14 protein-coding genes are annotated in these 11,767 nt (G+C 65.6%); 11 read left to right on the top strand and 3 right to left on the bottom strand.

Annotation, left to right across the window (positions count from 1 at the left end):
- The 3 genes from WAW85_RS06970 to WAW85_RS06960 form a co-directional block, all read left to right on the top strand.
- The coding region (locus WAW85_RS06970) for a hypothetical protein (RefSeq protein ID WP_422558902.1) at positions 1 to 299 on the top strand (299 nt) is incomplete at its 5' end.
- 54 nt (positions 300 to 353) lie between these two features.
- Positions 354 to 509 (top strand): hypothetical protein, encoded by a 156-nt coding sequence (locus tag WAW85_RS06965; protein WP_422558901.1) that lies wholly within the window; start codon positions 354 to 356, stop codon positions 507 to 509.
- Positions 510 to 571: 62 nt separating this feature from the next.
- A complete protein-coding gene (locus WAW85_RS06960; RefSeq protein WP_422558900.1) occupies positions 572 to 778 on the top strand; it encodes a CsbD family protein in 207 nt (68 codons plus the stop codon).
- 102 nt (positions 779 to 880) lie between these two features.
- Here WAW85_RS06960 and WAW85_RS06955 read toward each other — a convergent pair whose 3' ends face one another.
- The gene (locus WAW85_RS06955) at positions 881 to 1,528 is read right to left on the bottom strand and encodes a DNA-binding response regulator (RefSeq protein ID WP_422558899.1); all 648 of its coding nucleotides are present in this window, start codon (positions 1,526 to 1,528) and stop codon (positions 881 to 883) included.
- A 622-nt stretch (positions 1,529 to 2,150) separates the two neighbouring features.
- Here WAW85_RS06955 and WAW85_RS06950 point away from each other — a divergent pair.
- Positions 2,151 to 2,624, top strand: coding sequence for a hemerythrin domain-containing protein (locus tag WAW85_RS06950; protein WP_422558898.1), 474 nt, complete (start codon positions 2,151 to 2,153; stop codon positions 2,622 to 2,624).
- A 28-nt stretch (positions 2,625 to 2,652) separates the two neighbouring features.
- On the opposite strand, the gene WAW85_RS06945 is transcribed toward WAW85_RS06950, so the two are convergent.
- Positions 2,653 to 3,246 (bottom strand): DUF6328 family protein, encoded by a 594-nt coding sequence (locus WAW85_RS06945; RefSeq protein ID WP_422558897.1) that lies wholly within the window; start codon positions 3,244 to 3,246, stop codon positions 2,653 to 2,655.
- A gap of 145 nt (positions 3,247 to 3,391) precedes the next feature.
- On the opposite strand from WAW85_RS06945, the gene WAW85_RS06940 reads away from it, so the two are divergent.
- The 7 genes from WAW85_RS06940 to WAW85_RS06910 all read left to right on the top strand — a co-directional run bounded on the left by WAW85_RS06940 (position 3,392) and on the right by WAW85_RS06910 (position 10,283).
- A complete protein-coding gene (locus tag WAW85_RS06940; RefSeq protein WP_422558896.1) occupies positions 3,392 to 4,840 on the top strand; it encodes a catalase in 1,449 nt (482 codons plus the stop codon).
- A 31-nt stretch (positions 4,841 to 4,871) separates the two neighbouring features.
- Positions 4,872 to 6,146 (top strand): competence/damage-inducible protein A, encoded by a 1,275-nt coding sequence (locus tag WAW85_RS06935; protein WP_422558895.1) that lies wholly within the window; start codon positions 4,872 to 4,874, stop codon positions 6,144 to 6,146.
- Between the two features lie 74 nt (positions 6,147 to 6,220).
- A complete protein-coding gene (locus WAW85_RS06930) occupies positions 6,221 to 6,784 on the top strand; it encodes a peroxidase-related enzyme (protein ID WP_422558894.1) in 564 nt (187 codons plus the stop codon).
- A gap of 16 nt (positions 6,785 to 6,800) precedes the next feature.
- Positions 6,801 to 7,673 carry an alpha/beta hydrolase gene (locus tag WAW85_RS06925; protein WP_422558893.1) on the top strand — a complete coding sequence of 291 codons (873 nt, stop codon included), beginning with the start codon at positions 6,801 to 6,803 and terminating at the stop codon, positions 7,671 to 7,673.
- 70 nt (positions 7,674 to 7,743) lie between these two features.
- The gene (locus tag WAW85_RS06920; protein WP_422558892.1) at positions 7,744 to 8,961 is read left to right on the top strand and encodes an oxygenase MpaB family protein; all 1,218 of its coding nucleotides are present in this window, start codon (positions 7,744 to 7,746) and stop codon (positions 8,959 to 8,961) included.
- A 43-nt stretch (positions 8,962 to 9,004) separates the two neighbouring features.
- Positions 9,005 to 9,793, top strand: a complete 789-nt coding sequence (locus WAW85_RS06915) for an SDR family oxidoreductase (RefSeq protein WP_422558891.1) — start codon at positions 9,005 to 9,007, stop codon at positions 9,791 to 9,793.
- 16 nt (positions 9,794 to 9,809) lie between these two features.
- Positions 9,810 to 10,283, top strand: a complete 474-nt coding sequence (locus WAW85_RS06910; RefSeq protein ID WP_422558890.1) for a nuclear transport factor 2 family protein — start codon at positions 9,810 to 9,812, stop codon at positions 10,281 to 10,283.
- 145 nt (positions 10,284 to 10,428) lie between these two features.
- Here WAW85_RS06910 and WAW85_RS06905 read toward each other — a convergent pair.
- On the bottom strand, positions 10,429 to 11,767 hold a 1,339-nt coding region (locus tag WAW85_RS06905), incomplete at its 5' end, for an NAD-dependent succinate-semialdehyde dehydrogenase (RefSeq protein WP_422558889.1).

The following is an 11,767-nucleotide window of genomic DNA, read 5'->3' as shown; positions in this document are numbered from 1 at the left end:
ACATCGTCCGAGAGCGTTTGCTCGGCGACCAGTACTCGATGATCGATCCGGGCAGTGCAAATTCCGACATTGTTCACTCCTGTGTCCCGGCACCTCCGGACCCGGCGGGTCCGGTCGCGACAGCGTTGTGCTTCGACCGGCACTTTCTGCCAGTGTGCCCGGCAGCGTCCTACCTCGGCAAGTCTGTTCAGCGCCTGAACTTCACCCCTAGGGGTGAAGACATGACCCACATCGGGGAAATAGTGTTATTTCTGGGCGCCGGATCTGGGCATTGCACAACCCGGATTCCGGCGACCTAACGTCAGTTCGGACCGTGTCCTACAGATTTTTCCACCCCTGAAAGGAATGGACGAATGATTACTCTGGGCGTTGCTTTGCTGATTATTGGATTTATTATCAAGATACCGATCATCTGGACACTTGGCGTCATCGCTGTGGTGATTGGGTTGGTGCTGGTTCTTGCAGGAGTTCTGGGGAGAGAGGTCGGCGGCCGGCGATATTGGTACTGATACCCTGGTCTTAGGTTCTCGTCGATTAATCCGATGGAACCACAAATCGAAAGGAAAGTCTCATGGGCGTTCAAGACAAATTTGAGAACAAGGCAGAAGAGTTGAAGGGTCGAGCCAAGGAGTCCGCAGGTGCTGCGACCGACGACCAAGATTTGAAGAACGAAGGTCGGCTGGATCAGGCCAAGTCGGCGCTCCACAAGGGTGCGGAAAAGCTGAAGGACAAGGCCAATGAGGTAGCCGAGAAGGTTGTCGGCGACGACAACAAGTAGCAACTGACTCGGAAATAGACGGCCGACGCAACGTCGTCGGATTCCGAAGCGAGCCGGCGGGAGTGATGGATCCCCGTCGGCTCGCGCCTCTGCACCACCGGTCTATGCGTGATCCAGCGTCTGCCGTGACCGATCCGGCACGAATCCGTGCGAGACACCCCACAGGACAGCTTGCGTACGCGTCGTGACACCGATCCGCCGGTAGCAACTGCGAATGTGCGTCTTGATCGAGTTGATCGACAACGCCGACCGTTCGGCGATCTCAGCATTGCTCAGACCCTGTGTGATCAACGCGAGCACCTCTGCTTCACGGTGAGTCAGTCCCTCCTCTCGCCCCGGCCAATCTCCGGCGACGATCCGGACAGAGCCATCACCAAGCTGATGTACCTTCTGGTCGCCGCGGTGCACCGATTCGAGGGCGTCGACGAGACGCGTAGCCGACAGCCCCTTTGAGATATACCCGTCGGCGCCGTTGTCAAAAGCCCGGGAAATACGTTCGCTGTCAAAATTCCACGTATAGACGATGGTTCTGCCAATCCGGGGATTGGCGACCAGGTCGCGCACTTGACTACTATCTCCTTGCGGGTTGGCAAAGGAGTCGTACAGCGCAATGTCGACATCTCGGGCGACGTCGGCATTCGCATCCAGCTCGACAACCTGCACGCGCTCTCGATAGCTGCGGATCATTGCTGCCAGGCCCTGAACAACCACCTCGTAGTCATCCACTAGAGCAATCGAGAGAGGTGCCATGAATGCACTATATACCGAATGTCTTCACCCGTGGGGGTGAAGACATTCGGTCTCCGGGACCATAGCGTGAATACAGATCAACTCGTCGCCGCGCTTCGGCGACCGAATGTATTCATCCCCCGTTTCCATGGGGTCTGCGGAAGGATTCATCATGACCGAACCACGAAGATCACCGCGCAGCCGTCGGGGACAGGCCAGTGATTCATCCACTGCATACGCAACCGCTTACCTGACATAATGTATCTTATCGGCACCGAAGTAACGGGAGTTGCATTGAATGCAGACACTCATCCCGTGCGCATGCTTTCCGTGCGTGGGTGTCTGCGCGTACGTGGCGCGCTACCGGCCACCGCCGCGGCGACTACTTTTGCGGCATGTACGCCGCCGGCGGCTGACGAATCCCGTCGCCTGTCGGCCTCCAGGGCCACCGTGAGCCCCGGTCGCAACGAATCCACGCCTGCCCGCCTAGCTTCATCCAACGCGAAATTACGTCACTGTGACGTAATTGTGGAGCATAGTCTCGGTGGATGCCGGAGATCGGTGAAGCCCGGTTCGTGCGCCGGTATGGGCCTACGCTCGAAGGTGGACCAGGCAGAGCCGCCCGCCGATGCGAAGGATTGCCATGTGCCAATACTGCGGATGCCGCGATATGCCACTGCTGCGCGACTACACGGCCGAACACGAACGCGCGACGAACCTCTCCGGCGATGCGGTTCGGGCGCTCGATGCCGCAGATACCATGACCGCGAACCGACTCGCTGCCGCGCTCGCGGACGAACTCCGCTCGCATTGGCAGGGCGAAGAGAACGGGCTGTTTACCCAACTCCTCGAATCCGGCGATGAGTTCGCCGAGTTCATCAACCCGCTGATCGCCGAACACCGGGAACTCGACGCCTTCCTCCGGACAATGGATCTGGACACCTCGGCCGACCAGGAACGATTCCGGAAAGAAGTGTTCGACCTGCGTGAACACATCGCCAAGGAGGAAGACTCACTATTCCCCGCGTCGGTGACGGCGCTGGGCGGTATCCAGTGGGATGCGGCGATCAATGCCTGGCAGCAGGCACATCCGGGGGCGACTCTGCTCGAATCATGACTCTGCTCGAATCATGACTCTGCTCGAATCATGACTCCGCGCTATCGCGGTCCGGCGTCTCCGAGGTTCCAGTAGCGATGCTCTCGCCCTGGAGACCCCACAGAGCTCGCAGTGGCGCAATGACCCACAACCAGCCGCTCGCGACGGCTACCGCACTCGCGGCCACCGCGGCACCCCACCTCGATCCGGTGGCGACCAGCACGACAATCGCCGACGAACCCGCGAGGGCGGCAGCCAGACAGGCCAGGCCACGCAACGAGTCACGGTGCGTCACCGCGACCACGGTGCTCAACTGGTGTCGCCGGAACAGGGCGCGGTGCATGGCCATCGGCGCCAGCAGAAAGATCACGGCTAGCAGACCTGCGGTGACCGTCGCCAGGTAGACGCCGACGCCGACGTCACCGAGCTCACCGAATCTCGACTGAAACGGGATGATCAGCAAAAACCCCGCAAGCACCTGCACGCCAGTCTGCAGCACCCGGAGTTCCTGGACCAGCACGTTGAGGTTGCGGTCGAGTCGCTCGACCGGGGTCTCCCCCCGCGCCCGCGCATCCCATCGATCATCTGACGCCGGATCGATCGGCGGCGGCAGGAGGCGCATACGTCGCCATCGGGAACCCATCTACGAAAGCCTAGTCCGGCCGCAGCCCCTCCCGGCAGTCTTCCCTGCGGACCTCGGCGTTCACGCGTAGATTCGGATCGGAGGCCCTGTTCGGCCGCGGGCCTCAATCCCAGCCCGCCTGCGGCCGGCCCAGGAGGCGCCAGACATGTCCGAACGCATCCCGAACACCACCACCGACTCCGGTGCGCCCGCTGGCAGTGATGAACACTCCCTCACCGTTGGACCGAACGGCCCGATCGTGCTGCACGACCACTATTTGATCGAGCAGATGGCGCAGTTCAACCGGGAACGCATTCCCGAACGTCAACCGCACGCCAAAGGCAGTGGCGCCTTCGGCACCTTCGAGACCACCCACGATGTTTCGGCGTACACCTGCGCGGCCCTCTTCCAGCCCGGCGTCAAGACCGAGATGTTGGCACGCTTCTCCACCGTCGCCGGCGAGCGAGGCAGCCCCGACACGTGGCGTGATCCGCGCGGGTTCGCGCTGAAGTTCTACACCACCGAGGGAATCTACGACCTCGTCGGCAACAACACCCCGGTCTTCTTCATGCGCGACCCGCTGAAGTTTCAGCACTTCATCCGGTCGCAGAAGCGCCGCGCCGACAACAACCTCCGCGACCACGATATGCAGTGGGATTTCTGGACGCTCTCCCCCGAGACCGCCCACCAGGTCACCTGGCTGATGGGCGACCGCGGGATTCCGCGCACCTGGCGGCACATGAACGGATACGGCTCGCACACGTACCTGTGGGTCAACGCCGAGGGCGTCAAGCATTGGGTCAAATACCACTTCATCTCCGACCAGGGCGTCGAGTGCTTCACCCAGGACGAGGCCGACGAGATGGTCGGTCGGGAGACCGACTTCCACACCAAGGATCTGTTCGAGGCGATCAGCCGCGGCGAGAACCCGAGCTGGACCCTCAAAGTGCAGCTAATGCCGTTCGCCGACGCGGCCGACTACCGCTTCAATCCGTTCGACCTGACCAAGGTGTGGCCGCACGGCGACTACCCGCTGCAGGACGTCGGCACGATGACCCTGCACGCCAATCCGGTGGACCATCATTCCCAGATCGAGCAGGCGGCGTTCGCCCCGAGTCACGTGGTCCCCGGGATCGGTTTCAGTCCGGACAAGATGCTACTCGGTCGGATCTTCTCCTATCCCGACGCCCATCGCGCCCGGCTGGGCGCGAACTTCATGCAGATTCCGGTCAATCGTCCGGTCAACGAGGTGCACAGCTACTCCAAGGATGGCGCTATGCGCATCGACCTGGCGTCCGATCCGGTCTATGCGCCCAACTCCAAGGGCGGCCCCGCCGCGAACTACTCCGGCCAAGCCGAGCCCCAGTGGGCCGCCGACGGCGAGCTCCTCCGCAGCGCTTACACCTTGCACGCCCAGGACGACGACTGGGGCCAAGCAGGCACCATGGTTCGCGACGTCTTCGACGATGCGGCGCGCGAACGCTTCGTCAGTAATGTGGCCGGGCATCTGCTCGATGGCGTCACCGAGCCGGTCCTGGCGCGGGCCTTCGACTACTGGCGCAACGTCGATCCCGACATCGGCGCTCGCATCGAGGCTGCCGTCCGAGCCTGCTGAGCACGGCGCCGCGGCCCGGTAGGTTGGCGGGATGAGTGTGCGCGCGGGAATCATCGTCACCGGGACCGAGGTCCTCAGCGGGCAGATCGCCGACCAGAACGGGCCGTGGGTCGCCGCTCGGCTCCTTGAGCTCGGGATCGACGTCGCGCACGTGACGATCTGCGGGGATCGCCCGGCCGATATGCTCAGCCAACTGCGTTTCCTCACCGATGAACGCGTCGACCTGATCGTCACCACCGGTGGCCTCGGCCCGACGGCCGACGACCTCACCGTCGCCATCGTCGCCGAGTACTGCGGCCGGCCCCTGCACGACGATCCCGCGCTGGCCGACGCGATCGCCGCGATCATCCGGAACTGGCGGGGCTACCTCCCCTCCGCCGAGCTGCCCGTCGCGCTGGCCGCCGCTGTCGCCAAGCAGGCGAAGGTGCCCGACGGCGCCACCCCGATCCCACCCACCGGTACCGCGCCCGGCGTGGCCCTACCGCCGCGCGATGAGATACCGACCATCCTGATTCTTCCGGGACCGCCGCACGAACTCCAGAAGATGTGGCCCACCGCCCTGACCACCGGCGAGCTGAGTCGCGTGCTGGCCCAGTCTGACGACATCATCCACGAGTCCCTCCGTGCCTACGGTCTGTCCGAACCCGACCTCGCCGAGACGCTCCGCCGCGCTGAGCACGAGCTGCCCGGGTACCACCGGCTCGAACTCACCACGTGTATGCGGGGCGGCGAACTCGAGATCGACGCACGACTCCCCCGGTTCGCCGCTAGCGACTACGCCGCGTTGAAATCCCTTCTGCTGCACGAGCATTCGACCAAAGTGTTCTCGACGGACGGACGGACGCTCGACGACCTGCTTGCTGATTCCTTCGCTGGCCGAACCATCGCGACAGCGGAGTCGTGCACCGGCGGAATGATCGCCGCACGCCTCACCGACCGGGCGGGATCGTCGGCGTACACCCTCGGCGGCATCGTCTCCTACGCGAACGAGGTCAAGATCGGCGTCCTCGGGGTGGACGCCGCGCTGATCGGCGACCTCGGCGCGGTCAGCGAACCGGTCGCCGCCGCGATGGCTGACGGTGCGCGCCGGGTGACCGGCGCCGACATCGCCGTCTCCACCAGCGGTATAGCCGGACCCGGCGGGGCGGTGCCCGGCAAACCGGTCGGCACCGTCTGCTTCGGTCTGGCGATCGATGGCCGCCAGACCACCACCTGCACCCGCCAGTTCCCCGGTGACCGCACCCTGGTGCGCACGCTGGCCACCACGTTCGCCCTGCACCTGGTGCTCGATGCACTCACCCGGTGAGACTCACCAGTAGCGGACGCGCAGGCCCGCTCCCGTGCCAGAATCAGATCAGCCGGTCACACAGAGAGGCGCCGATGTCGACCAGAATCACCGCACTGGATCTACCCGCAAGCGACCTGAGCGAATCGACGCAACGGTACTTCGCCATCTGCGAAGAGAAACTCGGGATGGTGCCCAACGTCCTGCAGGCCTACTCCTTTGATGAGGCCAAACTCAACGCCTTCACCGCAATGTACAACGACCTCATGCTCGGCGAATCGGGCCTGAGTCAGCTCGAGCGAGAAATGATCGCTGTCGTGGTCTCCTCGGTGAACAAGTGCTACTACTGTCTCACCGCGCACGGCGCCGCCGTCCGCCAACTGTCCGGCGATCCGCACCTCGGTGAACTGATGGTGATGAACTTCCGGGCCGCGCAGCTCCCGGCCCGGCAGCGCACCATGCTGGAATTCGCGGAGAAGCTGACCGAGGTACCGGCCAAGGTGGATGAAACCGACCGTCAGGCACTACGCGACGCGAGCTTTTCCGACCGGGACATCTGGGACATCTCCTCGGCGGCGGCCTTCTACAACATGACCAATCGCATGGCGAGCGCCGTCGATATGCGGCCGAATCTCGAGTACGCGAGCCAGTACCGCTAACCGAAGGCCAGAGACCATGGCAGACCCCATCCCCTTTGATTTCGACGACTCCACCGGCCGCAGCCTGGCCGCATACCATTGGCCATCGGGCGGCGCTCCGCGCGCGGCGGTCTTGTTGGTTCACGGGATGGGCGAGCATGCGCTGCGTTATCAGGCTTTCGCCGAAGCCCTTGCGGACGCGGGTTTCGCCGTCTATGCCTACGACCAGCGTGGACACGGGTCATCGATCCACGATGACGAGGATCCCGGAACGATCGGCGCGATGGGCTGGACGCATCTGGTCGACGACATCGTGGAATTCGCCGCGGTGATTCGCGAGGAGCACCCGGACTGCCGCGTCGGCGTCGTTGCGCACTCTATGGGCTCGTTTGCCACTCAGCAGACACTGCTCCGCGCGCCGCGCGCCTTCGACGCGATCGTCTTCAGTGGCACTGCCGCCCTGGACCTCCTGGAGCCGGCGCTGGATCTCTCTGGGCCGCTGGACCTGTCCGGCTTCAACACCGCCTTCGAGCCAGCCCGTACCGACTTCGACTGGCTCAGCCGCGACGAAGAGCAGGTTGATCGCTACATCGACGATGCGCGGTGCGGTTTCGGGATCGATCTCGATGCCACCGTCGCCATGTTCGCCGGTGCCCGCCTGCTGGCCGACCCCGCCGCGCTCACGTCGGTGCCGCCGACGCTCCCCGTCCTGGTCGCCGTCGGCGACGCCGACCCGGTCAACGCCGCGCTGGCCCTGGTGCACCCGCTGATCGACCGGCTCCGGACCGCCGGCCTGCGCGATGTGACGCAGATCGTCTACCCCGGTGCCCGGCACGAGATCCTGAACGAAACCAACCGTGCCGAGGTGGTTGGCGATCTGGTCGGCTGGCTGACCGCCCGCCTGACCTGAGAGACGAACCAACGTCCCTCGGGTACTCTGAGACAGAGTTGCCTATTTGTCTCAACCGCAGGAGTTTTCGATGCCCGAGACCGCCCCGCTCATCCCCCGCAGGCACCCCGACTCCCGGCGCCCGATTCCCGCCGGGGTCGCCCTCATCGGCCGACTCCTCGGTATCCGCGGTCCCGACGACGCCCGCTTCGCGCGGCTCGGCGAACTCCTGATGGCTGGCGACCCGGACATGGACCAATTCGCCGAGTGGATGTCCGGTCGCCAGGACGTCCGCCCCTTGTTCGAACAAGCTCTGGCCACCGGTATCGACAGCGTCGAGCACGCCCCGACCGAACTCAAAGAACTGTTCGCGCGCCTGGAGAACACCCCCGACTGGGTCGACCATGCGCAGCTGGAGATCGCAGCGGCCGCCATGCGCAGCGGCGGCTCCGACGGCCTCGCGATCGCCCGCGACGTCGCCCTGCTCGGCGGCTACCAGTTCGCCGGATTCAATCAGACCCTGCTGCGCACCGGCGCACTGGAGAAGGGCTCCACCGCGCGCTTTGCCGAAACCTCTGAGTGGGCGATGGACGTGATCTCCCCCGGCGGACTCGATCTGTTCGGCGCCGGGTACCGCTCCACCATCCGCGTGCGCTTCATCCACTCGATGGTGCGCCGCCACGTCGCGGCGATGCACGACTGGGACCCGGCCGAGTGGGGCCTGCCGATCAACCAGACCGATATGGCCGCCACCATCGTCGGCTCCCTAGTCGCACCCACGCTGGGCGGGGCATCCATGGGCTTGATCAACCGGCCGCACGAGTACCGCGCCGTCGCCCATCTGACGCGGTATGTCGGCTGGTTGATGGGTATCGACGACGAGCTGCTGCCCACCGATTTCCGCGATTGCGTGCGCCTTCTGACGCACACCTCGGCCGCGCTCGCCACCCCCGATGAGACCAGCAAGCGACTGGCCAAGCCGATGGCCGACGATCCGCTGCAGTGGCACTATGCCCGATTCGCCCCCATGCGCCGACGCCTGTCCCGCTCCAAACACCTCTCCATCAGCGTCGCCCTGCTCGGCCGCCGGGCCATGGCCCGACTCGGGCTGCCCACCGGCACCATTCCGTGGTATCCGGTGCTGGTCTTCCCGCGCAACCTGGTGTGGTCCGTCATCGGCCTACATCCCCGCGGTCGGCAGGTGACCGCCCGCCTGGGCGACCGCGACGCCCGGGCTTTCCTCGCCGTCATGACCGAGGCTCCGGCCACCATCGGCGCCTCCACCACCGTCGCCGATCACGTCGCCTAACCCGCGAATTGGCGGCACCGCCGCGGCAGGGTTAGTGTGCGCTATGGCGACAGACACATTCCGGCTCGACGGTCAGGTAGCAATCATCACCGGCGCGGGCCGCGGCCTGGGTGCGGCAATCGCCCGAGGACTGGCCGAAGCCGGTGCCGATGTCGTAATCTCCGCGCGCACCGCTGACGACCTGGAGCAGGTGGCCGCCGAGATCGGCGAGATCGGCCGCCGCGCTGTCGTGGTGCCGCTGAACCTCGTCGCCGACGACCCCGCCCCCCTGATCGAGGCCGCCATCGCCGAATTCGGCCGGCTCGACATCGTGGTCAATAACGTCGGCGGCGCCATGCCCAAGCCGTTCCTGGACACGAGCGTCCGCGAGCTCGTGGGGTCGTTCGCCTTCAATGTCGGCACGGCGCACGGTCTGTTGCTGGCTGCCGTCCCGCATCTCTTGGCCGGCGACGGCGGCTCGGTCATCAACATCACCTCCTCGATCGGGCGGCTCAGCGATCGCGGTTACCTGACCTACGGCACCGTCAAGGCAGCCTTGACGCACTACACCGAACTCGCCGCGCAGGATCTCAGCCCGCGGATCCGGGTCAACGCGATCGCCCCGGGCGCCGTCCACACTGCCGCCCTGGACTGGGTGGCGGCCGATGAGACGATGCGCGGCCAGATCGAGGCGGCCACTCCGATGCGGCGCCTCGGTCTCCCCGAAGAGATCGCGGCCGCAGCCGTCTACCTCGCCTCTCCCGCGGCGGCCTACGTGACCGGCACGGTCCTCGCCGTGGACGGCGGCATCACCGCACCGAACTTCCGCTTGCCCCTGCCCGACCTGAGCTGACCCGAAGGAGAACGCTGTGACGATCGCTGACGACCGGTGGGGCATCGAGCAGGTCAAGTACCGGTATCTGCAGGCCGTGGACACCCGGGACTGGGACTTGTTCGCCACGACTATCACCGACGACGTGCAGGCCGGCTACGGCTCCAAGGTCGACGGTAAGGCGCTGCACTTCACCGGGGCCACCGAACTCACCGCCTATCTCCGCGGCGCCCTGCCGCCGACCATGGCCACTGAACACCGGGTGGACCACCCGATGATCACGGTCGACGGCGACGAGGCCAGTGCCACCTGGTACCTGCAAGACAAAGTGCTGATACCCGAGTACGACGTGCTGATCATCGGCGCCGCGTTTTACGCTGATCGCTACCGGCGGACCGCCGATGGCTGGCGCATCTGTGCCACCGGCTACGAGCGGACGTTCGAAGCAGTCGGCACCCTCAGCGCGGCCGGATTGAAGGTGCGATTGGGTCCGGCGATCATCACGCCCTGACCTCACACGCCCGCGGGAATCAGTCGCGGCACCAGCCGCATCAGCACCACGATTGCACCACCCCGGCCAAAGGAACACCGGCCAAAGTCACACCGGCCACGATTGCCGACAGGTCGCTAGCGCGCGGTCGGCGTCGCCCTGACGTCTACGCGGGCGGCAGCGCGATGTACTTCACGTTGAGGTATTCCTCGATACCTTCGCTGCCGCCTTCGCTGCCGAAGCCCGAGTGCTTGATGCCGCCGAACGGTGCGGCCGCATCGGAGATCACACCGCGGTTCACCCCGACCATCCCGGCCTGCAGTCGCCGCGCGACGCGCTGGGTGCGCGCCAGGGACTCGGTGTAGAAGTACGACGCGAGCCCATACGGTGTGCTGTTCGCGAGTTCAATCGCCTCGTCGTCGGTGTCGAATCCGACGACTGCGGCCACCGGGCCAAAAATCTCCTCGCTGCGGATCAGCGCACCCGCCGGGATCTCGTCGAGCACCGTCGGCGCGTAAAAACAGCCCGGACCGGCCACCCGGTGCCCACCGGTGCGCACCCGCGCGCCCTGCTCGACGGCGTCGTCCACCAGTCGTGTGATTGAGTCGAGCTGACGCTCATTGATGATCGCGCCGAGCTGTGCGGCGGCGTCCCAACCCGGGCCGACGGCCATCGCGGCGACCCGAGCGGTGAGGCGGTCGGTGAACTCCTCGCGAATCGAGTTCTGCACGTAGATGCGGTTCGCCGCGGTGCACGCCTCGCCGCCGTTGCGCATCTTGGCGGCCATCGCGCCATCGAGCGCCGCCGCCAGGTCGGCGTCGTCGAAGACCAGGAACGGGGCGTTGCCACCCAGCTCCATCGAGGTCCGCAACAGCTGGTCGGCGGACTGTGCGACGAGCGCTTTACCCACCCCGGTCGACCCGGTGAACGAGACCTTGCCAAGCCTGCTATCGGCCATCAGATGCGCCACGACTCCGACCGAATCGGTGGACGGCAGCACCGACAGCACCCCGGGCGGAAGGCCAGCGTCGGCGAAAGCCTGCGCCAGCAGCAGCATGGTCAGCGGGGTGTCCACCGACGGTTTGACGATCATCGTGCACCCGGCAGCCAGGGCCGGACCGATCTTGCGGGTGCCCATCGCCAGCGGGAAGTTCCACGGTGTCACCGCCAAGCACATACCTACCGGCTCCTTGGTCACCAGGATCTCGCCGTTGCCCGCCGGCGCGGTGGCCGTGCGCCCGCCGATACGGACCGCTTCCTCGGCGAACCAGCGCAGAAACTCGGCACCGTAAGCCACCTCACCGCGACTCTCGGCCAACATCTTGCCCATCTCCAGCGTCATCACCAGGGCGAACTCGTCCGCCCGCTCGGTGACCAGATCGAAGGTCCGGCGCAGAATCTCCGAACGCTCCCGCGGCGGCGTGCCTTCCCAGGCGGCGGCGGCCGTGGCCGCCGAATCCAGGGCGGTGCTCGCATCCGCGGTGCTCGCATCGGCAACCGTCGCC

It is taken from the genome of Gordonia sp. (in: high G+C Gram-positive bacteria) (genome assembly GCF_049299075.1).
Lineage (GTDB): Bacteria > Actinomycetota > Actinomycetes > Mycobacteriales > Mycobacteriaceae > Gordonia.
Note: the sequence above shows the minus strand (reverse complement) of the source record. Positions and strands in the feature narration are given on the sequence as shown.

What these genes read in the sequence shown, in the direction of transcription:
- WAW85_RS06965 (WP_422558901.1), top strand. Translation starts at nt 354, where the DNA reads ATGATTACTCTGGGCGTTGCTTTGCTGATTATTGGATTTATTATCAAG.
- WAW85_RS06960 (WP_422558900.1), top strand. Translation starts at nt 572, where the DNA reads ATGGGCGTTCAAGACAAATTTGAGAACAAGGCAGAAGAGTTGAAGGGT.
- WAW85_RS06955 (WP_422558899.1), bottom strand. Translation starts at nt 1,528, where the DNA reads ATGGCACCTCTCTCGATTGCTCTAGTGGATGACTACGAGGTGGTTGTT.
- WAW85_RS06950 (WP_422558898.1), top strand. Translation starts at nt 2,151, where the DNA reads ATGTGCCAATACTGCGGATGCCGCGATATGCCACTGCTGCGCGACTAC.
- WAW85_RS06945 (WP_422558897.1), bottom strand. Translation starts at nt 3,246, where the DNA reads ATGGGTTCCCGATGGCGACGTATGCGCCTCCTGCCGCCGCCGATCGAT.
- WAW85_RS06940 (WP_422558896.1), top strand. Translation starts at nt 3,392, where the DNA reads ATGTCCGAACGCATCCCGAACACCACCACCGACTCCGGTGCGCCCGCT.
- WAW85_RS06935 (WP_422558895.1), top strand. Translation starts at nt 4,872, where the DNA reads ATGAGTGTGCGCGCGGGAATCATCGTCACCGGGACCGAGGTCCTCAGC.
- WAW85_RS06930 (WP_422558894.1), top strand. Translation starts at nt 6,221, where the DNA reads ATGTCGACCAGAATCACCGCACTGGATCTACCCGCAAGCGACCTGAGC.
- WAW85_RS06925 (WP_422558893.1), top strand. Translation starts at nt 6,801, where the DNA reads ATGGCAGACCCCATCCCCTTTGATTTCGACGACTCCACCGGCCGCAGC.
- WAW85_RS06920 (WP_422558892.1), top strand. Translation starts at nt 7,744, where the DNA reads ATGCCCGAGACCGCCCCGCTCATCCCCCGCAGGCACCCCGACTCCCGG.
- WAW85_RS06915 (WP_422558891.1), top strand. Translation starts at nt 9,005, where the DNA reads ATGGCGACAGACACATTCCGGCTCGACGGTCAGGTAGCAATCATCACC.